The organism is Treponema primitia ZAS-2 (genome assembly GCF_000214375.1).
GTDB classification, from domain to species: Bacteria; Spirochaetota; Spirochaetia; order Treponematales; family Breznakiellaceae; genus Termitinema; species Termitinema primitia.
In genome coordinates this window covers 1,777,476-1,800,779 of record NC_015578.1, presented here as the reverse complement: position 1 = coordinate 1,800,779, position 23,304 = coordinate 1,777,476, and the positions used below count along the sequence as shown (strand labels likewise).

The window sequence follows — 23,304 nt, the reverse complement described above, 5'->3', positions numbered from 1 at the left end:
TATATAAATCTCAGAATCTTGTCAATAGAATTTACTTTATCCTATCCGGTCTCAGGGCTTCCGCGCCGTTTCGGTAAACATGCCGGGGGGTGGAACCCTCATCCAGGTAGCAGTGGATCATAACCCGAATAGTTCTTTCCAGGCTGTTTAGGGCAGCGGCTTCCTGGAGGGCAAAAAGGGCAAGATCCCCTGCCCTGCCACCCTGGCGCAGGGCTGCCGCCGGGTTTTTGGCGTCCAAATCCGGGGTTACGGAAAAAATGATGGAAACGATGTCCTGTTCCTGTAACTTGTTCTCCGAAAGCAGTCCTTCATAAAGAGCCCCGACCTGGGCGACAATATCATCCCCTTGGTTAACACATTGGGTCGCCCCCCTAAGTGCGAAAAGTCGTTTTTCCCTGCTCATACCCTGTTTCCGCCTGATAATACGATGATGAAGGCTGCGGCGGTCGCCGCAGCAAGGCCAAATAGCGCAAGGGCTATATACAGCCCTGTACTCCCTAAAAAACGGTATTTTTTGTGGTGGAAAATAAGCCAGATATTCAGAGCAATGCCATAAATTGAAGCCATCCCCAGGGATAGGCCCAGGATCACCGAAGCCCGGAGGAGTAATAGCTGGGTCCCATCCATAAATTCTTGGGCCGTTCCGATTACATAAAGGTACACCGCCAATATGCAGAGCAGAAAGAAAAAAAGGGTCGTCCGTTTTACCAGTATGGCGATGATGGTTTTTTTTGAAGGTCGGGAAGGGGGCATCCCTTTTAGGCTCCTCCGATGGATTGCTAGAAAGCTTGTTTTCAGCTTATCATATTACTATATTAATATATAGATCAGGATGGCGCCATGAAGAAAATAATTGGCTTTTTTTTACTATTGATTCTTGCGGGGGCGGCCTTTTTTTTCGGATGGGCTCAGCTTCCTGTGGCTCCCGGTTCCTACGGGGTTTTGCGTTCGAAAACCCACGGGGTAGACGCTGCTCCGATCCGGGAAGGGGAATTCCGGTGGATATGGTATAAGCTCATCCCCACTAATGCGGTAACCCTGGTTTTTAAGCCAGCTCCGGTTACCCGGGAACTGGCTCTGACCGGGAGCCTCCCTCAGGGGGAAACCTATGCGGCAGCGGCGGGGCTTGGGGCTGATTTTTCCTATGAGATTAGTGGGACCCTTTCCTTTACCATTAAGGCCGCTTCCCTGCCATCCCTGGTGCAGGAACGGGGACTCACGGACCAGGAGTCTCTGGAAGTCTATGAAAAGGAACTGGGCCGGAATATTGAAGCCTTTGCCATGCAGCGGCTTGAAGCTTATTCTGCCGAGGAAAACGCCCTGGAGGGGATCCTGAAAAGCCCTGCCGCATCCCGGCTGGAGGGGGAAATACTCCGGGAATTTCCGGATATTGAAAACCTCTCCTGTGTAATTACCCGGGCCCGACTTCCCGATTTGGCCCTTTACTCCATGGCCCGCTCGGTCTATAAAGAGTATCTGAATTCCCAGCAGGAACTGTTGAAAACCGAAATCGCCGGCCAGGCGGAACGGAATATCAACTCCCTGTTCCGTTTTGATGAGCTTGAAAAGTACGGTGAGCTGCTGACCAGGTATCCGGTACTGCTCCAATACCTGGCTATGCCCAAGCCTTAGTGTTTAAAGAAGGGTAACCCATCCGGCATCTGGGTTGTTGTAATTAATGATTATAATAGTATATTATGACTTAAGTATGTTTTCAGTGAGGGGTTAGTGCATGGCCGCAGCTAAGGGCTGGTTCCTGTGTTTTTTGATGCTTCTTGGGGTGTTGTCGTTTCCCCTGGCGGCGCAGGATTTTGATGATGACAATGATGACGAAGGGGATAATGAGCTTCCCTTGGAGTCCGACTGGTCGGGGGTAGCGCCGGAACTTTACTCCCGAGGGGATAAAACCTTTACCATTACCCTGGGGACCATACTCCCCCTGTTTTTTGCCGGGGTAACCGGGAATGCCAATAATGTGGGGGTCGGCGGCGCCGGTTCCCTGTCCTATAACTATTTCTTTACCAGCCACATATTTTTCGGCGGGGAGCTGGGGGGGATGTTCGCCCCAACCATAAGCGAAGGTACTCTTTTCCTGGTACCCATTGGCTTGAGGGTCGGGTATCAATTCATAGTTTGGCGATTTGAGTTTCCCCTTTCCCTTATGGTGGGTTTTGCGCCGGAGAAGTATCAGGACTATGATTACTTCGGATTTTTTATGAAGCCCCAGGCATCCGTTTTCTGGCGTTTTAACCCTGACTGGTCCTTCGGGATCAATGCTGCTTATTGGTGGGTCCCACAATGGGCGGACAAAACATCTTATGGGAATTTTCTGGAACTGACCGTTTCGGCGCGGTATCATTTTTAATGAGGATGATGAAGATGAAAATAGTACCCTTGCGTATCAGGGTTTCTCTATTAATTATTCTGCTTATTTCCCTGCTTTCGGGAATCTCAGGGTGCCAGCAGGATTCGATCTTTGATTATATTTCCAATGAAGTGATCCCTACGAAGCCTTTTATTCGCGGAACCCCTTCTAAAATGGTTGTCAAGGGTTCGAACAAGGATCTATATATAGCTAACGGTAACGCTATTTACAGATATGCAGGGAGCCGCTGGCTATGGTACAGTAATCCTGGTAAATTTGTGACTGATCTGGCTGTTACCAAAGAAGGCACTGATGACACCCTGTATGCCCTGTCTTTTACCGGTTCCGGTACGAATACCAAGGTGTATGGAGTCGGTTGGGTAGAGGTCGGGAATCCCACGGAATATCCCTTTATACAGAGTATCTTCGGCGCTGGAGACATCCTATTTGCCGGGGCAGCCCCGAGTACTAATAATGGTTCATACGCGATTTTATATAAAAAGCCGAATGAAAACTCTTTTACGCCGCTACCAACCGGGTCTGAACCCGGCCTTCTTACCGGGGCAGGTGTTTTTGGAACCGGAGCATCTGCGGTCTACTACCTTAGCACCACAAAAAGCGGTATAATGCAGATAGAAGATAATGGTTCTGGTTCATTTATACCCGTTACCGCTAGCACTATTTCCGGCGACCCCATCCCATCTAATATCAGCGGCCTTATCCAGACCGGGGATCTCATTATCGCATCCAGTGTAGACGGCTCCAACAGCGGCCGGATTATAAGCCTTTCCTATGACCCTGGTATTCCTACTGATATTCCTCCTGTCCTTCCTACGGTTGATTCTCATGTTTCAGCTACATTTAATTATACCTTTACCGGCGGTCTTGCGGTCATGGAGTCGAATTTCTTACTCCTCATAGGGGTAAAAAACGGTAACGGTTCCTATAACCATGGATACCGGGAAATGGGAATTACCCTGACAACAGGGGTAGTTGATAACAGCTTACGGGATCCGGGCAAGTTCTCTCCCAGTAGCATCCAGGCTAACGGGAATGATGATAGTTATGCAAAATATAACGCATCCCTGGGAAGGAACCCGGTAAACTTCCTCCAGGTGAGCAGCGATGGCGTTATTTTTGCATCTACCCAACGGAACGGGCTCTTTTCTTACCGAAACCGGTCCTCCGGGGGTTGGCAATGGAACGCCGAAGAAGAATATCCCTGAGCTTCTGCTTATTTTTGAAAGACCGCCGCCTTGGCTGATCTTTTTACCGTCCAGGGAGCGGGTCCCGGGGACCAAAGCCCCTTAGCCGACCGTATGCGCCCCCGGATCCTGGACGATGTGGTGGGCCAGGATCACATTGTCGGTCCCGGGCGGCTTCTCAGGCGGGCCATACAGGCGGATCGCCTTTCTTCAGTTATTTTTTACGGGCCCCCGGGTACGGGGAAAACCAGCCTAGCCCGGGTTATCGCCAATACTACCAGAAGCACCTTTGAAAGCCTCAACGCCGTCCTTGCGGGGATAAAGGATATACGGGAAGCCATAGACCGGTCCGATGAACGGCGCCGGCTCTACGGCAAGCGGACCATCCTCTTTGTGGATGAGGTCCACCGCTGGAACAAGGCTCAACAGGACGCCCTTCTCCCCTGGGTAGAAAACGGCACGGTGATTCTCATAGGGGCCACCACGGAAAACCCTTTCTTTGAGGTGAACCGGGCCCTGGTCAGCCGGAGCCGCATCTTCCAACTAAAGCCCCTGAGCCCGGAAAACCTCCGGGAAACAGCGGATAAGGCCTTGGCAGATAGGGAACGGGGCTATGGCAAATGGCGGGTAAGTTTTGAGGAAGGGGCACTGGAGCACCTTGTGGAGGTGGCCGGGGGAGATGCCCGGAGCCTCCTCAATGCCTTGGAACTGGCCATCGAAACATCCGTGCCCTGGCCGCCTCCGGTTGACGCTGAAATCAAGGTCAGCTTTGAGGCCGCTGAAGAAAGCATACAGCGCCGGGCAGTTCTCTACGATAAAGAAGGGGACTACCACTTCGACACTATCAGCGCCTTCATAAAAAGCGTCCGGGGCAGCGATCCCGATGCGGCCCTGTACTGGCTTGCCAAAATGGTACGGGCAGGGGAAGACCCATCCTTTATATTCCGGCGTATGATCATCCTGGCAAGTGAGGACGTGGGCTTGGCAGATCCTGGGGCCCTAAACGTGGTAATTTCCTGCGCCCAGTCCTTTGACCGCATCGGCTTCCCAGAGGGAAACTTCCCCCTGGCCCACGCCTGCCTTTACCTGGCTACGGCGCCCAAGTCTAATTCCGCTATGGCCTTTTTCGACGCACTGGCCGAAGTGGACAGGGAAGACGCGGAGGTACCCAACCACCTCAGGGACGCCAGCCGTGACAAGGAAGGCTTCGGCCACGGAGACGGCTACATTTACCCCCATGCCTACCGGGACCACTGGGCGGCCCAGCAGTACCTCCCCACGGCGCTTCGGGGGAAAACCTTTTACAACCCCTCCCGAATCGGCTACGAGGGCAAAATCCGGGATGAGGTTTTACAGAAACGGGAACTCCAGGCGGCGGTCATTATGGGAGACATCCAGGGGGCCGCTCAGGAAAGCCCGGGGGCGGAATCAGCCGCAGAGGGTGAATTTCTTTCCTGGTCCGCTTCATCCAAGGGTAGGGAAGGCTGGTTCAAGCGCCTGGAATCCGGGCGGAGCAAGCTGCTCCTGGCGGACCGGGACGCAATTTTAGGGTGCTGCGCTATTGCCCGGCACCACCGGATCCTGGTCGCCGCAGCCAATGACGGCCTCCTGCTCTGGGAAAGCCTGCGCCGGGTTCCGGAAGGCCTGGCCGCCGCCCTGGTGGACAGCGAAACCGCCCGGGATGCCCTGCTCCGTTACGCTTCGGGTCTTGATGAGCCTGAAATGCCCCTGGTGGCGGTCAAAAAAAAGCCGCCCCTTCCCAGCCCGGAGGAAGCCGAGGCCTTGTTTGATTGCAAGGTATTCGACCACATCCTTGCTCGGGAACCTTGGCGGCGGGGTTTTGGCGGCGCGGATCCGGAAGAGGCCTTTACCGGCTTTGCTGTTGCGGCCCGGCAACTTCTGGTTCCCGGGGGCAGCCTGGTCCTGCTCCTTTCCCCGCCACGACTGGGGGAACGCATCTCCCGTATCCTTAAAGAAGACCCGGCTTCAGAAGGCCGCTCTGTTGATCTGATCCGCAGCCTTGCCGTCGCAGAGGAAGCTTTTTTCAACGAAGCTGCCGCAGAAGGGGCCGGGCGCTGGACCTGGGACAGGGAAACCCTGGAAAATAGTTTTGCTGCGAGGAGTTTAGAGGGAAGCACTGACCTAGATTTCAGTATTACTGTCACGGTTCTGGAGCAGAGCGAAGAGCGGCTTCTTACTGAAAAGGACCTGTCCCTGTGGTTTGATAAAGAAAAGTCAAGCTGGGGGAGCTATATTTACAAATCCCTGGGGGAAGAAGCCTTCTCGGAGCTCCGGGATATGCTTCAGACCCGGGCCGCCAAGGGCCCGATACTCTGGAAGTGGCGGAGTCTGCTGCTTAAAGGGATCTGCGTTTAGCTTGTTATCATTCAGTTTCGGCGCTTAATTCTTCGCAGTATTCCGGGCCGGTATATTCCATTAAAACTTCCAGAACCTGCTCCATGTCCAGGGGCTTTCCCAGGTGATCGTTCATGCCTGCGGATTTGCATCGCTCAATATCCTCTGCAAAAACATTGGCGGTCATGGCGATAATGGGTATTTCTTTAGCTCGGCTCTCGTCCAGAGCGCGTATTTTACGGGTTGCTTCATAACCATCCATCTCGGGCATATGAACATCCATAAAGATGATATCGTAGTCATTGGGATGGGCCTTAAATTCCTTCACCACCTCAATGCCGTTTTCCGCGCAGTTTATCCTGAGACCGTAGGGTTCCAAAACGGCCATCACAATCTCCCGGTTGATCTCAATATCCTCAGCCACCAGAACGCGTTTACCATTGAGTTGCAGATACTTGTCGTCCTCTCCCTGGCCTTCGGCAATTTCAGTTTCCGGCGCCCCCAGGTACTGGTTAAGGCAATCCACCACCAGGGAAGGGAACAGGGGTTTGGGAATAAAACCGTTTACCCCCGAGGACTTGGCTTCCTCTTCAATCCGGGCCCATTCCACCGCAGAGATCATGATCACTATCGCCTTGTCTCCCACGGTTTCCCGTATGGTTTTGGTTAGATCGATCCCGCTGATTCCGGGCATACGCCAGTCCACAAAAAAGATATCGTAACGCCGACCTTCCTCAAGGAATTTAGCTGCCTCCTGCCCGCTTTCCGCAGCATCGCAGATGAAGCCGATTTTCCGGGCCATGGCAAGGAAATATTCTCGCAGATCCTCAGAATCATCCACCACCAGGGCACGCAGGGTTTCTATTTTAAGGGCATTCTTTTTTGCCAAAGATTTTTTTGACTCCCTGCCCCGCTCTGCATGGATGAAAAATTTGAAGGTGGCCCCATGGCCAAATTCCGAGTCCACCCAGATCTGGCCGTCCATCATTTCCACTATCCGTTTTGAGATAGCCAGGCCCAGGCCAGTGCCGCCGAATTTCCGGGAAATACTGTTGTCCGCCTGGACAAAGGACTGGAAAAGCTGGGATTTCTGCTCCTCCGTGACCCCTATCCCCGTATCGCTAACTTCAAGCTGAAGGATACAGCGTCCATCCTTTTCGCCAATCTTATGGACATTCAGGGTGATATTCCCATTATTGGGGGTGAATTTAATGGCGTTGGAAAGAAGGTTGGTGATGACCTGGGAAAGTCGCTGTTCGTCGGAGATGATAAAGTCCGGCACATCCTCGTCGCAATGGATAAAGAAATTCTGGGCTTTTTCCTCCACCTTAAATTCCACCACATTGGTAACCCGCATGAGCATCTTTTCAAAGTCAAATTCAGTGTAGGAAAGCTCAAATTTATTAGCCTCGATCTTGGACATATCGAGAATATCGTTGATGACCCCCAGGAGGTGGGTGGAGGCGTTTTCGATCTTGCCCAAGCAGTAATCCTTTTTTTCCAGTTCATGGGAGGCCTTGGCAATATTGGTCATGCCGATGATGGCGTTCATGGGGGTGCGAATCTCGTGGGACATATTGGCCAGGAAATCCGACTTGGCGGAACTGGCCGCTTCAGCCGCTTCCTTGGCCAGGGCAAGCTCCTCCACATCGTGGAGCATCAGCATGGCCCCCGCCAAGGTATCCCCTTCGGAAATCATGGGGGTAAAGTGGATGACATAACGCCGGGGTATGCCACTTGCCCTGATGTCCACCCGTTCCTGAAGGGTCAGGGTTTTCCGTTCCTCCATGGCGGTGGTGAATATCTGGTAGAGCATGGCCCCCCATTCGGAGTTGGCGAATTTGTCGAACACATCCCGGTAGAACCGACCGTTGATAAGCCCAAAATCTTCTATCTTCGCTTCCCGTAAAAAGGCATTGGTACAGTACACAAAGCGGCTTTCCTGGTTCAGGAGGATGATCATGTCCGGGCTGTTTTCCAGAAGCAGACGCATATACTTTTCCTGCTTCACCTGTTCCAGGGTCCGCAGGGATTCTAAGTTAGTGGATGCCAGGGCAACACGTTTATTGCGATCCAGGGTTTCCTGGAGCCTGCGGGCCTGCCGGGAAAGCCGGGTATTGTCACTGGTAAGGTTCCGTATGTACTCAAGTATTTCCGGAGTCAGGGTTTGCCCCACAGTAAGGGGCAGAGATTCTACCGCGCCGGATTCTGGACTGTTTTTAATTGCAGAGCTATCCATTATGTTCCTTTAAAAAGTGCAAATAACAAAGGTAAAATTATGCACACGGTTTAAAAGCTTACCATCCTCTGTAGAAGATGGGCAAATTTCCCCGCCGGAATAACATATTTGATAGGGGTATTTCCCACCTAAAACCCCTATTACCTTTTTCATTTCATCATCGCTATTGGGGCCAAGCATGAAGTTCCTGGTCAGGCAGGGGTACAAAAGGAGGCCGCTGATAGTTCCGTCCTCCAGAGCTTTTTTCACGGCAGTTTCGGCGGTTTCCAGAACCCCCTTATAGTCCATGGTTCCCAAAGCCACCGTGGCGCCCAGAGGCGCTTCTCCGCCCAAAAGAGCGTAGCCTTCCGGGCTTAAACCGTAGATGCCCCGGCCTGCCGGCTTGGTACCATCATTGTAGTTTACCATGATGGGAAACGAAGTGGGAGACTCCATGACCCGTTCCTTGGGGATCCCTATGGTTTCAAGGTAATCCAGGAAGGGCATATCATTTACCTTTTTCAACAGGCAGCCTTCAGATTCAGTAATAACGGCGGTTAATTTCTGGATCTTGTCATCCGAGATGGAATTTACATGGAAGCCGGGCCGGATATTCCCCTTCACCAGGACCAGGGCCAGAGTGTTTTTAGAGGCTACACCATTGTGAATAACATGGCTTTCATGGAGATCCGAGGTTGAATCGCAAGAAATCGTACCGAATACGGGTATGCCCCGGCCCAGTTTGTTTATTTCTTCCAAAATAGGGGCGGCCCCTACGGAACTCATCATGGGTGCGTAAGAAAGTATCAGCACCGGCTCCCCGCCCAAGGAAGCCAAAGCCCGGTTGTAGACCCCTGTAATGGCAGGCCGTATATCAGCGGGATCCAGTTCCCCGGATATGGCGGTGGAAAAGCTTACATCATCACTGGTCAGGACCGAAAGACTCAAAAGCTCCAGGCCGCACTTGTCCAGGGCCGCATTACCCAGGGTGGTACAGCCCACTACGTCGAAGGGCAATTTTTTGCAGACCGCCTCGACTACCCCGGTTTCGATAAATTCATGGTAACAGGCTATGATACCCACGGAATTTTTAAGCAGTTTTCCCGATAAATCAAGCTGCTCAAGGATTTCCGCCACCGCCGCGTCAACATCGTCAATTTCCGCCGTATTGGCATTTAGCATTTTTATCATTTTTTATAGTCCATTATCCTTTTTTATCATTATAGAATGAATTTTTACTATATTAAACTAGTAAACCTATAAATACAAGCATGGGTTGGGATATGCAATAATTCCAAGCCCCCTTCCCCGCCATCTCTTATTCCCCTAAATATTCCAGATATGCACGGGCCAGTTTGAGGATTTCCTCAAAATCCGGGGCATAGGCTATGCAGATGGGGCTGTGTATGCAACGAACTGCCGCGGCTATCACGGCAACCTGTACCCCCTCATGGCTACGCTGTATGCTCCCTGCGTCGGTGCCCCCGGCGACAATGGTTTTGTATTGCCATAGTATGCCCTTTTCGATGGCAATACGGCGCAGATCATCAAACATTGCATGGTCGTAAATGGCGGAATTATCCATGAAGGGCAGTACCGCCCCCTTGCCAGGGGAACAGGATTTGCGGTGGCCTTCGACACTGGGCAGGTCAGCGGCGGTGGTGCTCTCCAGGATAAGGGCAATTTCAGGATGAATGGCAAAGGCCGCCCCAGGGCTGCCCCTAAGGCCCAGCTCTTCCTGGGTCACAAAGGCAAACCAGGTGTCCACCGCCGGCTCCTCTTCAATGAGGCGCAGCATTACGGCACAGCCTATGCGGTCATCTATGGCCTTGGCCTTTACAAAGCCATTGCCAAATTCAACAAAATCACTGTCAAAGCTACAAATATCCCCGATGGATACAAGCTTTTCAGCTTCCTCCCGGCTTTGGGCGCCGATATCAATGAAAAGGTCGTCGATTTTTGGGCTTACTTTTTCTTCTTCTTTATCAACCAGGTGATAGGCCTTTATCGAAAGAACCCCGGGGAGTTTTTTGGGGCCCACCTTGAGGCGCTTGCCCAAAATAACCCGGCGGTCTATCCCGCCCAGGGCGCTGAATTTAAGCAGCCCTTCGGGGCTAATATCCTTGATAATGAAGCCCACCTCGTCCATGTGGGCGCAGAGCATCACCCGCTTCTCAGGCCGCTTTTTTCCCTTGCGCAGCACCAGCACATTCCCCAGGGGGTCAACCTGCAGTTCCTCTGCATGGGGTTTGGCCTTTTTAATGATATAATCCCGAACTTCAGCTTCCATCCCCGAAACGCCATCCAGGGTGCACAGTTCCCGTAACAACGCAATTATACTCATATTAAAATCCTTCCCCGTCCATGCCTTCCAATACTGCGGCAATTAACTTGGCGGTGTTTTCGATATCGTCGATCATGAGGCATTCCACCGGCGAATGCATATACCGGGTGGGTATTTCCACCATGGCGGTGATGACCCCTGCCCGGGCTACCTGAACCGGAAAGGCGTTGGTACCGGAATTACGGGTATGAACCGTCAGCTGGTGGGGAATATCCCGTGACACTGCGGTGTCCCGTATGTACTGGGTAAAGCGGCGATCCGTATTAGGTCCAATGCCTATTGAGGGGCCGCCGCCAAATTTGCAGGAAGTTTGGCCTTTACTGTCCGGGGTGTGAGCATGGCTCACATCCACGATGACCGCGTAATCCGGGGAAACCGCGTAGGCCAGGGGGCCTGCCCCCCGCATACCCACCTCTTCCTGGGCGCCCGCAGCAACCAGAAGATCTACCCCCAGTGCTCTGCCCTTAAGGAGTTCCAGGGTCTGTACCAGGGCAACAAAGCCGGCCCGGTCATCCATGGCCTTGCCGCTGAGTATGCGGTTTTCCAGGGCCCGGGGTTCGTCGCGGTATACCACAGGGGTGCCGATAGGGATGCGTTTCCTTGCCTCCTCATCCGAGAAGCCTGCATCAATAAACATGTCCTTCACGGGGATGGGTTTTTCCATTTGCTCCGCCGTAAGCACATGGGGAGGGAGGCAGGAGACAACCCCGAACAGAGGATCCTCAGTTAGTATCACTACTTCCCGGCCGGGCAGCATACGGGGGTCCACCCCGCCTATGGTTTCAAACTTCAGGAACCCCTCTTCTATCCCTGAGACTATCATGCCGATTTCATCCACATGGGCATCTACAAGCACCTTCCTGGCCCCGGTTTTTCCACAGGGGATGGAGGCCAGCACATTGCCCAGGCGATCCGTTTTGACATCCCGGGTGTATTCACCCAGAATAGCTGCGCAATGGGCGCTCACCTTTTCTTCAAATCCCGAGGGCCCCCAGAGGCGGCACAGTTCAAACAGTGTTTTCTGTATATCCATTGTTTCTGTTCCTTCAATAAACATGCTGATAGGGAAAACTTCCTTGAATATTCAGGGGGTAATGGCAGGCTACCATGCGGCCCGGCGCAGCTTCCGCCAGGGAGGGTTCCCGCTCCTGGCATTCTTTCTGCCGGAATTTGCAGCGAGGATGGAAACGGCAGCCCCGGGGCAGATTAATGGGGCTCGGCGGTTCGCCTTTGATAACGATCTCCCGGGTACGCAGCCGCGGATCAAGCCCCGGTTCGGCCCGGAGCAGCACATCGCTGTAGGGGTGCAAGGGTTTTTCAAAGAGCCCCTTGGTGGAGGAAAGTTCAACGATCCTGCCCATGTACATTACCGCTACCTTTCCGGTGATATGCCGCACCACCCGCAGATCGTGGGAAATAAAAAGCATGGTCAGGTTCAGCCGGCTCTGGAGGTCTGAAAGCAGGTTGATCACCTGGGCCTGGATGGAGACATCCAGAGCGGACACCGGTTCGTCGGCGATGATCATCTGAGGGTTCAGGATGACTGCCCGGGCTATGCCTATGCGCTGCCGCTGGCCCCCGGAAAATTCACTGGGAAGCCGTTCTGCCGCATCCTGGGTAAGGCCCACCATGTCCATCACTTCCCGTATTTTTGCTTCCATCTGATCCTTAGCGCAGATTTTGTGAAACAGTATCGCCTCCGCCAGGGTGTCATGGACTGACATGCGGGGGTTCAAGGAAGAATAGGGATCTTGAAAGATCATCTGTAAATTTTTCCGGTGGGGGCGCAGGGACCGTTCACCCAGCCTCGCCAGGTTTACTCCCCTGAAAATAATATCCCCTTCGTCGGGTTTGTAGAGCCTGATGATAGTCCGAGCCAGGGTGCTTTTGCCGCAGCCGCTTTCCCCCACCAGTCCCAGGGTTTCGCCCTCCTGTATATCCAGGTCCACCCCATCCACCGCCCGGAGTGATTCCAGGGGTTTCCCTGCCAAGGCGTCAAGGATCTGCCGCTTCAGGGGAAAATATTTTTTGAGTCCCCGGACGCTTATCAGAGTATTGCTGTTCATGCTTCAGGGCCCTCCTGTTCCGCGCTTTTTTCTGTTTCAATGAGCCCGCTTAAACCCTCAAGCTTTTGGCTGAAATGGCAGCGCACACTGTGGCGGCTTTCGATTTCCAGGAGTTCCGGGACCGTTGTATCACAGATATCCTCTTTAAATTTGCAGCGCGGCGCAAAGGGGCAGCCCGGGGGCGGGTCCGCCAGGTTAGGGGGCGAGCCGGCAATGGGTTCCAGCCGCACAGAAGCATTGCTGGGTATGGAATTGAGCAGCCCGTAGGTGTAGGGGTGTCGGGGGGCAGTAAAAAGAGTTACGGTATCGCAGAGTTCCATGATGCGCCCGGCGTACATCACCGCCACAAAATCGCACATCTGGGAAACCACGCTGAGATCATGGGTCACCAGGATTAGGCTCATCCCCAGTTTTTCCCGGAGGCTGTTTATCAGTTCCATGATCTGGTTCTGGATGGTTACATCCAGGGCAGTGGTCGGCTCATCGGCCAGGAGCAGTTTTGGATTGCTGGCCAGGGCAATGGCGATCATCACCCGCTGGCGCATGCCCCCTGAAAACTGGTGGATGTACTCGTGCATACGTTTTTCCGGATGGGGAATGCCCACTAGGCGCAGTAATTCTATGGTGCGATCCCGTTTTTCATTCCCCGAAAGGGCCGGATCCAGGGTTTCGTAAATCTGGGTCTTGATGGGTATCACCGGGTTCAGGGCCGTCATGGGCTCCTGGAAAATCATGCTTATCTCCCGGCCCCTGAGCAGGCGCATGGCTTCGCTTTGCAGGCCCATGATATCGGTCCCCCGGTAGATTATCTGTCCGCCCATGATCTTTCCCGGGTCCCGGATAAGCCGGGAAATTGACCGGCAGATGGCGCTTTTGCCGCAGCCGCTTTCCCCCACCAGGCCGAAGGTTTCTCCCTGCATCACCGTAAAACTAACGTCGTTTACCGCTTTTATTACCGCCCCGCCAGAGAAGAAGGAGGTGCACAGATTTTGTACCCGCAGCAATTCTTCCATCTTATGCCCTCCCCCGGGTCCGCAGCAGATCCGAAAGGCCGTCCCCGATGAGGCTAAAACCGGTACCGGTAACTGCCAGGAACAGGCCCGGAAAGGCGGCTATCCACCAGGCGTTGGAAATATACGCCCTGCCGCCTTCGATAATGGCACCCCACTCCGGGGTTGGGGGCTGTATGCCCAGACCGAGGAAACTCATGGACGCCCCGGCGAGCATGCACATCACAATATCCGAGGCGGCGTATACCACACACCCGCTAATCACATTGGGGAGGAGGTGTCGCAGTAACAGACGGATATTGGTATACCCCAGCACCCGGGCGGCCTGTATATATTCTGCGTTTTTTGCCACCAGCACTTCACCCCGCACCAGCCGGGCATAGTGCATCCAGCTGACCAGCCACATGGCGATAAAAAGGTTAGTAATGCTGGGGCCGGTAACGGTAACCACCACAATAACGATGAGGGTAAAAGGGAAAGCCATAAAAATATCGCAGGCCCGCATCATGAGGCTGTCCATGAAGCCGCCGTAATAGCCCGCCAGAAGGCCGATTAGGGTCCCCAGGATGAAGGGGGTGATCACCGCCACCACCCCCATCATAAGGTCTATCCGGGCACCCCAAATAACCCGGGAAAAAATATCCCTGCCTAGGTGATCCGTGCCGAAGATATGCTCCGCCGACGGGGGGCGCAGCATCAGATCCGCGCTGTACGCCAGGGGGTCATGGGAGGCCACGAGGCCGGGAAACAAGGCGATGAACACCATGACAAGCACGATGACCCCACCGATGACAATATTAGTGTTGCGCAGCGCCGGGCTCAGGGGCTTCTTCCGCCGCAATCCTGCTTCCCGTATATCCGCAAGGGTAATTCCCATGGCCTTCCTCCTAATCCAGGGTAACCCGCGGGTCAAGCGCGGAATACAGAATATCCGTGAGAAGATTCACCGACATAATAAGAAACGAAGTGACCAGCAGGGTGCCCTGGACCACCGGATAATCCCTGCCAAAGATGGACTCCACCATCAGCTTGCCTATCCCCGGCAGGTTGAAAACCGTTTCCGTAATGGCGCTGCCACCGATCATGGCAGCCACCTGCATAGAAAGGAGAGTAACGCTGGAAACAAGCCCGTTGCGTATGATATGACGCATACGCACAGTATTATTTTTAAGCCCCTTGCTGCGGGCAAAATCGACAAAATCGCTGCGGGCGGTATCCACAATATTATTGCGGGCATTGCGCATGATGAGGGCAGAAGTTGACAGGGATAGGGTAAACGCCGGGAGTATGAGCCCCCGCAGGTGTTCCAGAGGGGTGCTGCCCCAGCCCCCGATGGGAAAAATCCTGATCCGTAGGGCAAACACAATGAGGAGCAGCAGGGCTATCCAAAAGGTGGGCACCGACAGGGCGATCAGGGCGCCACCCCGGATGATCTGGTCAGGCAGCTTATCCTTGTTGACCGCCGCGATATACCCCAGGGGCAGGGAGACCAGGGCTGCGAAAAGGCAGGACAGCAGGGTAAGAGCAACGGTCAGGGAGAGACGCCGGCCCAGAAGTTCCATCACCGGGGTATGGTATTTAATGGAAACCCCCAGATCGAAATGGGCCAGGTTGTGCATAAAAATACCGTACTGCACTATCAGAGGCTGATTGAGTCCCAGTTTTTCACGCATGGCTTCCACGCTAGAAATAGGCGCCCGTTCACCCAGGAGCAGCCGTGCGGGATCCCCGGGGATAAAATGAATTAACAGAAAAACAACGACCGTGATAACAAACAATACGGGGATCATTTGCAGCAGCCGTTTCAGGATATAGTTAAGCCTGTTCAAGGCATTGCCTCCCGGTAAGAACGAATGATCCAGGAAGAACCCCTTCCCACCGGAAATGGTATGGGAAGGGGGTTCTTAGCTTTCAAGACTATTAATTTTTGGTGAGTTCCGACAAATCGTAATTGCCTAAGGAATTCAATTTAAATCCGGAAACATTTTTACGGGTAACCACAAAATAGGCTGTCTGAAAAACCGGGAACATCGGAACCTCGTCGTATAGGATCTGCTGTATTTCTTTGTATGCAGCAGCCCGTTTTGAGGTATCTACTGTACCGGCGGCAATACCTGCCAATTCCGTGAGCCGGGTATTTCTGAAACCCGTATGGAAACCATGGCTTTGATTATAAATTGCGATAAAATCCGTAAACCCTGCGGGATCGTTGGTGTCTTCGGCCCATCGCAGCATGGTTATCGTGTGATTCAGACTATTAAACTGCTCAGACAAGGCGGCGCTTTCCAGGGGAACCAGATTCAGGGTAACCCCTATTTGAGCCCAATGGGCTTTTAACAGGGTGGAGATGTTTTCCAGAATCGTATTGCCATTAGAATAACTGATTTCGGTAGTAAAACCGTTGGGAAACCCCGCTTCCGCCAGCAAAGCTTTTGCTTTGACGGGATCAAACCCATCATCCTTTATGGCAGTATTGAAGTACTGTCCAATAATACGGGGATATACCAAATAGGTGGGTTCGCCGAAGCCAAATAAGACCATTTTGACGATCTCATCTTTATTGGTGGCCATCCGCAAAGCCTGACGTACCTTGACATTATTCAGCGGCGCTTTAGTAACATTAAAATTAACGTAACGCTGTTCAGAGGAATCTACGATATCGACCTTCAGGTTTGGATCCGACTGAAGTTGGGTGACGCGGTTTGAAGGGATACCGAGACATACATCAATGTCCCCTGCCTGGAGCTGCATAATCCGGGTATTATCATCCTGAACGACATTGAATTGAAGCGTATCAACCTTAGGGGCCTTACCATGATAGTAGGGGTTCTTCTGGAGACGATAGGACTCATGCATATCCCAGTCGGTAAAGTAGAAGGGGCCGGTTCCCAAAGGTTTTTTAAAGTAAGCTTCAGGGCCTACTTTGTCATACAGGGTTTTACTCTGGACACTAAAATTATGCACCGCAAGCATATTCAGGAACGGCGCATAGAGCCGTTTTAATTCAATAACCAGGGTATTGGCGCCCGGGGAGCTAATGTTTTTAATAGGTTCGGCATAGGAAGCCCAAGGGCTTTCCGGGGTATCCCGGGCGCGTTCCAGGGTCCATATCCAGTCAGCAATGGTGACCGGGGAGCCGTCCGCAAATTTTACCCCAGGCTTCAGGTGGAAGGTGTAAAACAGGCCATCATCGCTTATTTCCCAACTGTCCGCCAGGACCGGAACCAATTCCATTCCCCCGTCTGAAGTTTCTTCAATATTCACCAGAGTCTCAAATCCCAATTCAATAATCCAGAGGATAGTCCCCCCTTCAAGAACCGGATCCAAGGTACTGCTATCAATATTGCATCCAATTGTAATAGTATTCGCCGCATTGGCGGCATTACGGGAAGACTGGCTATTGCCTCCTGCGTAGAGTCCCTGTAAACCGATAACCAGAATCAAAGCCAACAAACCAAAATATCTTTTCACTGTTTTCTCCTTTTTATTCATGTTCAATAGTACTGATGCGCCATCAGTTTTTAACAAGCTCCGAAAGGTCATATTGGCCCAGGGAGAGCTGTTTGAACCCCGAAATGTTCTTTCTGGTTGCCAGGAAATAGGATGCCTGATACACCGGGAAAAGAGGCGCTTCGTCGTAGAGAATCTTCTGAATTTCCTTGTATGCCGCAGCCCGTTTTGCCGTATCCACGGTACCCGCAGCTATCTCGGCCAATTCGGTCATGCGGCTGTTCTTGAATCCGGTGTGGAAACCGTGGCTCTGATCGTAGACGGCGATAAAATCCGTGAGCCCCGCAGGATCGTTGGTATCCTCGGACCAGCGCAGCATGGTGATGGTATGGTTCAGAGTATCAAACTGTTCGCTCAGGGCGGCGCCTTCCATGGGGGTCAGGTTCAGGGTAACCCCGATCTGGGCCCACTGGGCCTTGAGCAGGGTGGCAATCCCTTCAACCACGGAATTGCCGTTGGAGTAGCTGATCTCCGTGGTAAAGCCGTTGGGAAACCCCGCCTGGGTCAGCAGCGCCTTGGCTTTGACCGGATCGTACCCTTCATCCACAATATCGGTGTTAAAAAATTCGCCGATAATCCGGGGGTACACAATATAAGTAGGTTCTCCATAGCCGAATACGGCCATTTTGATGATCTCGTTTTTATTGGTAGCCATCCTGAGCGCCCGACGTACAGTAGCGTTGTTCAGATTGGGCTTGGTGGTGTTGAAGTTCACATACCGCTGTTCGGTTGAATTGACGATTTCAACATCGATATTCTTGTCGGCCTGGAGTTCGGCGATGCGGTTGGCGGGAGGGTTGAGGCAAACATCGATATCCCCTGCCTGGAGCTGCATTATCCGGGTATTGTCATCCTCCACCACATTGAACTGGAGCACATCAACCTTGGATACCCCACCGTAGTAGTAGGGGTTCTTTTCCAGCCGATAGTATTCATGAAGCCCCCAATCGGTAAAGTAGAAGGGACCGGTTCCCAGGGGGTGTTTAAAATACTCATCAGCCCCCAGTTTGTCAAACCGGGCTTTGCTCTGGACACTGAAGTTGTGTACCGCCAGCATGGACAGGAAGGGAGCATTGAGCCGCTTCAGTTCTATGACCAAGGTATTGGCGTTGGGCGCCGTGATTGCCTTGATGGGTTCCGCATAGGACGCCCAGGGGCTTTCCGGGGTATCCCGGGCCCGCTCAAAGGACCAAATCCAATCAGCAGTTGTTACCGGAGTTCCGTCCGCAAACTTGACCCCGGGTTTTAAATGGAAGGTGTAGAAAAGCCCGTCGGCGCTTATCTCCCAGCTGTCCGCCAGGGCCGGGGCCAGGGCTACCCCGCCACCAGCTGTCTCAACGGTATCCACCAGGCCTTCAAAAGCCAGTTCGATAATCCACAGGATGGTGCCGTCTTCGTGGACCGGGTCTAGGGTGCCGTAGGGGGTGTTAACATTACACCCGATGGTAACGGTCTTGGCGCTGCTTGCCGTGCCCCCCTGCTTGCTGCCTCCGGCATAGAGCCCCTGTAAGCCCAGGGCTATGACCAGAACCAAAAGAAATCCTTTTTTCATTTTTCTCCTCCTTAAATGAAATGAGTATCGTTTATAATGAAATATTTAAAAATAAAAAACTAGGGGCAAATGAAAAAACGAGCGGAGGGAGCAAGATAAAGATTTACCACAGAGACAGCAGAGGAGGATACTTTTTCTTCCACTGTGCCCTCTGTGTCTCTGTGATAAATCTTCCGGCGAAACTTACCGGGTTATTACCGGCTTATCGTAGTCCTCAGGGGGCGTATAGCCCAGCAGCTCTATGCAGGTCGCCGCAATGGAGCTGATTCCCAGCCCTTCAACCAAGGATCCCTCATGGGGTTCCCGCTTGTATTCGCCCTGGTATCCCGGATCGTAGATGATGCAGGGCACGGGGTTGAGGCTGTGGCTGGTTTTGGCCTTGGGACTGCCGTCGGCTTTACGGGACACGGCGCCGGTTTTTTTGTCGTGTTCGAACATGTCGTCGGAGTTGCCGTGGTCGGCGGTGATCACCAGGACTGCACCGGCTTCGTCAACTGCCTTGGCGATGCGGCCCAGTTGGAGGTCCATGGCTTCCATGGAGCAGATTACCGCCTGGTAGACCCCGGTGTGGCCGACCATGTCACCGTTGGGGAAGTTGAGCCGGATAAAGTCGTATTTGCCCGAGGGGATGGCTTCCAGGATCCGGTCGGTGATTTCGGCGCACTTCATCCAGGGTCGCTGTTCAAAGGGGAGTACATCGCTCTTGATCTCCACAAAGTCTTCAAGCTTGTCGTCAAATTTGCCGGTGCGGTTGCCGTTGAAAAAGTAGGTCACATGGCCGTACTTCTGGGTTTCCGAAATCGCAAGAGTCCGGACCCCGGTGGCAGCCAGGTATTCCCCCATGGTCCGGTCGATGGAAGGAGGGCTCACCAGGTAGCGCTTGGGCGCGTGGAGGTCCCCATCGTATTCCATCATCCCCGCATAGGTAACGGCGGGCCTGCGGCCCCGGTCGAATTTGTCAAATTTGTCGTCCTCGAAGGCGGCGGTGATTTCCAGGGAGCGATCCCCCCGGAAGTTGAAGTAGACTACCGAGTCCCCGTCCTGAATGGCGCCGATGGGTTTACCGCCGTCGGCGATGACGAATTCCTTGAGGTCCTGGTCGATAATTCCGGGGATTTCCTTGCGGTAGCTTTCCACGGCTTCCCGGGCGCTGGCGAATTGCCGGCCTTCGCCGTGGACATGGACTTTCCAGCCCCGCTCCACCATAGACCAGTCAGCGCCGTAGCGGTCCATGGTGATCCACATACGCCCGCCCCCGGAAGCGATCCGGGCATCAAATCCGCCGGTACTTTGTTCCTTAAGGAATGCTTCAAAGGGATCAATGTATTCCAGGGCGCTGGTTTCCCCCACGTCCCGGCCGTCAAAAAGGGTGTGGACCCGGACTTTCTTTACTCCATCCGCCTTGGCCTGCTTGATCATGGCCTTCAGGTGGTCCAGGTGGCTGTGCACGTTGCCGTCGGAAAAAAGGCCGATAAAGTGCAGGGTTCCCTTGGTGGCGGCAACCTCTTTCCAGGCATGGCCTTGGAATAGGGCGCCGGTTTCGATGGACGTGGACACCAGGGCTGCCCCCTGGTTAAAGACCCGGCCGCAGCCCATGGCATTGTGGCCCACTTCGCTGTTGCCCATATCCTCGTCCGAGGGGAGGCCTACCGCCTTGCCGTGGGCCTTGAGTTTGGTATTGGGGCTTTTTGCCCGGATTGCATCAAGATGGTACATCTTGGAATCGGCGACCGCATCGCCTTCTTTGTACTTGCCGTATCCTACGCCGTCCATGATGACCAGCACCACGGGACCTTTCCGTCCTTTCCAGGCCGGATTCTTTTTAAGGGCTTCTACCACGGGAACTCCTTTGATGAGTGAATTGCTTATAGTATAGGCTATTTTTCATCCAAGTTAAATACCCCGTCCCAGTTGTCGTCCGCAGTTTTTTTCCTGAATGCGGCGCATCGTTTCCGGTATATGAGCCCAGGCCCGTCCAGGGGCGCCATTTCCAGGACCGCCTGAAAGCCCTCGTCCGCCGCAGCCCAGTCCCGGTTTTCAAAAAAGTCCAGGGCGGCATTAAAGAGCCCTACCCTTTTGGCATCCTCAGCGGAAGCGGCATCCGCCATGTCCACAATTTCGTACAGGCGTATGGGCTCGTTTTTCCCCACCACCCGGACCCGGTCAAGGCGGCGCAAAAGGAATTCTTCCCCGATTTGGGCGCGGGTGTATTCGCTGATAAGAATGCCCCGGGTATTGTACTGCTTGTTTACCCCTTCAAGCCGGGCCGCCAGGTTCACTGCGTCGCCCATGATGGTGTAGTCCATCTTGTTCGGGGTCCCCATGTTCCCCACCACCATGTCCCCGGTGTTGAGGCCGATGCGGGTAAAAACCGGTTCCGATCTGCCGCTTTCCGTTATGATGCCCTTTTTCAGCAGCGCTTCTATGGCAGCTTCGGTTACTAGGCCCTCGCTTATGGCATCCCTGTTGATTGCCAGCTCTGCTTTTTTCATCTCAACGGCGGAACGGCAGGCCATAACCGCATGGTTAGGCAGTTCCAAAGGCGCGCCGAAAAAGGCAATAATCGCGTCCCCTTCGTATTTGTCGATGGTCCCCTGGTGTTCCATGACAATGTTGCTCATCCGGGTCAAGTAGAAATTGAGGAGCTGCACCAGCATGGCCGGATCGCCTAAGGCTTCCGAAATGGTAGAAAAACTGCGGATATCCGTAAACATGGCGGTCATTTCCCGCTTCTGGCCGCCGAGCTGCAATTTGGAAGGGTCCGCAATGATCTGCTCAATAACCTTGGGGGCAAGGTACCGGGAGAAGGCGGAGCGGATAAACTTTTTTTCCTTTTCGGTTCCCACATAGGCGAGGGTTTCCCGCAAAACAAGGGCCGTGATCAGGGCAAGCGCTGGATTCAGGGGTGCCAGGAAGATGCCCTTGAAATAAAAGAGGCAGAAGCTGAAAATAAAAAACAGCAAATCTGCGGAAATACCCAGGAGGAAACGTAATCCAGGAGTAACATTTGAAATACTTATAATAACAAGGGGGCCCAGCAGAAACAGTATTAGTATACTCCAGAAAGATGGCAGGGGGGTGATAAAAGAAGAAGACAGTATGGTATCCAGCACCACCGCGTGGGTACCCACATTAACGTATTCCCCGTGAAAGGGGTTGACCCCGATATCCGTGGTTCCTGTATCAACCCGCCCGATGATGCACAATTTTCCTGCAAGGTTTTCCCGCAAATAGCCCCGGGTCTCTTCCAGGGCCTTTAACTCGGTTTGCAGATACTCAAGCAGGTTTTGACAGTACTCTGCTTCCTGCCTGATATACTCAGGATCCAGCCCCCCCGGGTTTTCCAAAAATCCCAGGGTTTCAGTTTCAAGGTAATCCCCGGCGCCGTCAAGAAATTCCTCTAATTGAACCAGACCCTGATCCCGCAAAACCATGTATTTTGCAAAGCTAGCCTCGTCGGTCCCTTCCACCGCACGGGAACGCTCGTCATTGGCATTATTAAGAATTGCGGCAAGGGTTCCTGAGTTTTCTACAATATGGGGAAACAAATGCCGGTCCGCAAAAAGAAGGGCGTCCAGGTACTGTTCAATATGGGCCTCGTATTCGGTCAGCAGGGAAAACCGTAAAAATGAAATATGGGAGTAACTATCCCGGTAGCTTGCGGTAGGCCAATCCAGCAGCATTGCTCCGGCGCTGTCCAGGGGAATAACCCTATCCCCGGCTTCGGCGCCTTTTATGATGAGCTTGCGGGGATGCAGTTCAATTGAAGGGTATCCCAGATATTCCATCAAGGGCGCAAAGGCAAGCTGAAGATACCAGTGATCCCCGACCTTCCTGGTCAGAAATATGCGCCGCCTGATACCATCGCTGTCAATTTCCACATTGGTAAATCCCGCTCCACGGACAGCCGACATAAAAGACGGAATTGCGGCGAGAATATCAATATTATTACCCACAGGAACATCCTCATCCGCAGTAAGTGGATAGGAAAAGCGCTGTTCCGCCAGGGGCCGCCGTTCCGCCTGTTCCCCGGTGAGGGGAAATTCATCCTGCAGGTTTAGTGTTCCCCAGGCTTTTCCGAACAGGGCCGCAGCCTGGGCAAGGTACTCATCATTATCCCTGGTGATGGCCAGGGTATCCCTGTAGAGGCCGTCCCGCTCGTCGGCGATGAGGTCCATCATGTCGCCGATATACGCCGGAGCCTCCTTCACCGGTATATACCCTGCGCCGACCGCATTGAGCAGCTCCGCCACATTGGCCCCTATTTGAGAGAAGCGCCGGTTATAGTCGGCCCGCAGCCCATCCCGCAAATACACCTCGTCCACCTGGGTAGGGCTTTTATCGATATACTCGATATCGAATATCGCCGCGTCCGCCCCGTATTCTTTAAGCCTGAGCAGCCCGTCGGCCATTATCGAGCGCGGCCAGGGAAACACCCCGATATGCGCCACCGACAGATCATCCACATCCAGAAAAACTACATTGTCTATCCGTTCCCGCTTGGGCCTGAACCGCAAGAAACTATCGTAGACCTTGTTTTCCCCCTGCTGGAAAAAGGGGGTCAGGGAGAGGAGAAAAAATATGACGCTTGACCCCAGGGCTACCAGGGCCGATGTTTTATGTATAGTGATGATGTGTCTCCTCTGTTAGGTTCAGGCATTTCTGGTCTCCGCAGTTTT

18 protein-coding genes are annotated in these 23,304 nt (G+C 53.3%); 4 read left to right on the top strand and 14 right to left on the bottom strand.

Annotated elements, in window-relative coordinates; translation table 11 throughout:
- Window positions 1–31 precede the first annotated feature (31 nt).
- Window positions 32–403, bottom strand: coding sequence for a chorismate mutase (gene aroH, locus TREPR_RS07980; RefSeq protein WP_015707788.1), 372 nt, complete (start codon window positions 401–403; stop codon window positions 32–34).
- Window positions 400–753 (bottom strand): hypothetical protein, encoded by a 354-nt coding sequence (locus tag TREPR_RS07975; RefSeq protein ID WP_015707787.1) that lies wholly within the window; start codon window positions 751–753, stop codon window positions 400–402. The genes aroH and TREPR_RS07975 overlap by 4 nt, the downstream gene beginning before the upstream one ends.
- Before the next feature lie 87 nt (window positions 754–840).
- Here TREPR_RS07975 and TREPR_RS07970 point away from each other — a divergent pair, with 87 nt between their 5' ends.
- The 4 genes from TREPR_RS07970 (at window position 841) to TREPR_RS07955 (ending at window position 5,946) form a co-directional block, all read left to right on the top strand.
- The gene (locus TREPR_RS07970) at window positions 841–1,632 is read left to right on the top strand and encodes a hypothetical protein (RefSeq protein ID WP_015707786.1); all 792 of its coding nucleotides are present in this window, start codon (window positions 841–843) and stop codon (window positions 1,630–1,632) included.
- Window positions 1,633–1,732: 100 nt separating this feature from the next.
- Window positions 1,733–2,365 (top strand): TP0733 family outer membrane beta-barrel protein, encoded by a 633-nt coding sequence (locus TREPR_RS07965; RefSeq protein ID WP_015707785.1) that lies wholly within the window; start codon window positions 1,733–1,735, stop codon window positions 2,363–2,365.
- Window positions 2,366–2,379: 14 nt separating this feature from the next.
- Window positions 2,380–3,591, top strand: coding sequence for a hypothetical protein (locus tag TREPR_RS07960; RefSeq protein ID WP_015707784.1), 1,212 nt, complete (start codon window positions 2,380–2,382; stop codon window positions 3,589–3,591).
- A 30-nt stretch (window positions 3,592–3,621) separates the two neighbouring features.
- Window positions 3,622–5,946, top strand: coding sequence for an AAA family ATPase (locus TREPR_RS07955; protein WP_015707783.1), 2,325 nt, complete (start codon window positions 3,622–3,624; stop codon window positions 5,944–5,946).
- Window positions 5,947–5,953: 7 nt separating this feature from the next.
- Here TREPR_RS07955 and TREPR_RS07950 read toward each other — a convergent pair whose 3' ends face one another.
- The 12 genes from TREPR_RS07950 to TREPR_RS07895 form a co-directional block, all read right to left on the bottom strand.
- The gene (locus tag TREPR_RS07950) at window positions 5,954–8,164 is read right to left on the bottom strand and encodes a response regulator (protein WP_041611082.1); all 2,211 of its coding nucleotides are present in this window, start codon (window positions 8,162–8,164) and stop codon (window positions 5,954–5,956) included.
- 9 nt (window positions 8,165–8,173) lie between these two features.
- Complete coding sequence (locus tag TREPR_RS07945) at window positions 8,174–9,334, bottom strand: FIST N-terminal domain-containing protein (RefSeq protein WP_015707782.1); 1,161 nt, start codon at window positions 9,332–9,334, stop codon at window positions 8,174–8,176.
- Window positions 9,335–9,461: 127 nt separating this feature from the next.
- Window positions 9,462–10,487: a M42 family metallopeptidase gene (locus TREPR_RS07940; protein WP_015707781.1), complete on the bottom strand. Its 1,026-nt coding sequence runs from the start codon at window positions 10,485–10,487 to the stop codon at window positions 9,462–9,464.
- 1 nt (window position 10,488) lies between these two features.
- Window positions 10,489–11,520: a M42 family metallopeptidase gene (locus TREPR_RS07935; RefSeq protein ID WP_041611545.1), complete on the bottom strand. Its 1,032-nt coding sequence runs from the start codon at window positions 11,518–11,520 to the stop codon at window positions 10,489–10,491.
- A 13-nt stretch (window positions 11,521–11,533) separates the two neighbouring features.
- Window positions 11,534–12,553, bottom strand: a complete 1,020-nt coding sequence (locus TREPR_RS07930; protein WP_015707779.1) for an ABC transporter ATP-binding protein — start codon at window positions 12,551–12,553, stop codon at window positions 11,534–11,536.
- Window positions 12,550–13,566, bottom strand: a complete 1,017-nt coding sequence (locus tag TREPR_RS07925) for an ABC transporter ATP-binding protein (RefSeq protein ID WP_015707778.1) — start codon at window positions 13,564–13,566, stop codon at window positions 12,550–12,552. Before TREPR_RS07925 ends, TREPR_RS07930 begins: the two co-directional genes overlap by 4 nt.
- A gap of 1 nt (window position 13,567) precedes the next feature.
- Window positions 13,568–14,440 (bottom strand): ABC transporter permease, encoded by an 873-nt coding sequence (locus tag TREPR_RS07920; RefSeq protein WP_015707777.1) that lies wholly within the window; start codon window positions 14,438–14,440, stop codon window positions 13,568–13,570.
- Between the two features lie 10 nt (window positions 14,441–14,450).
- Complete coding sequence (locus TREPR_RS07915; protein WP_015707776.1) at window positions 14,451–15,392, bottom strand: ABC transporter permease; 942 nt, start codon at window positions 15,390–15,392, stop codon at window positions 14,451–14,453.
- 91 nt (window positions 15,393–15,483) lie between these two features.
- Window positions 15,484–17,034, bottom strand: a complete 1,551-nt coding sequence (locus TREPR_RS07910) for an ABC transporter substrate-binding protein (protein ID WP_015707775.1) — start codon at window positions 17,032–17,034, stop codon at window positions 15,484–15,486.
- Between the two features lie 43 nt (window positions 17,035–17,077).
- Window positions 17,078–18,625 (bottom strand): ABC transporter substrate-binding protein, encoded by a 1,548-nt coding sequence (locus TREPR_RS07905; protein WP_015707774.1) that lies wholly within the window; start codon window positions 18,623–18,625, stop codon window positions 17,078–17,080.
- 183 nt (window positions 18,626–18,808) lie between these two features.
- Window positions 18,809–20,464 carry a 2,3-bisphosphoglycerate-independent phosphoglycerate mutase gene (gene gpmI / locus TREPR_RS07900; protein ID WP_015707773.1) on the bottom strand — a complete coding sequence of 552 codons (1,656 nt, stop codon included), beginning with the start codon at window positions 20,462–20,464 and terminating at the stop codon, window positions 18,809–18,811.
- Window positions 20,465–20,502: 38 nt separating this feature from the next.
- The gene (locus tag TREPR_RS07895; RefSeq protein WP_041611081.1) at window positions 20,503–23,256 is read right to left on the bottom strand and encodes a CHASE2 domain-containing protein; all 2,754 of its coding nucleotides are present in this window, start codon (window positions 23,254–23,256) and stop codon (window positions 20,503–20,505) included.
- Window positions 23,257–23,304 lie beyond the last annotated feature (48 nt).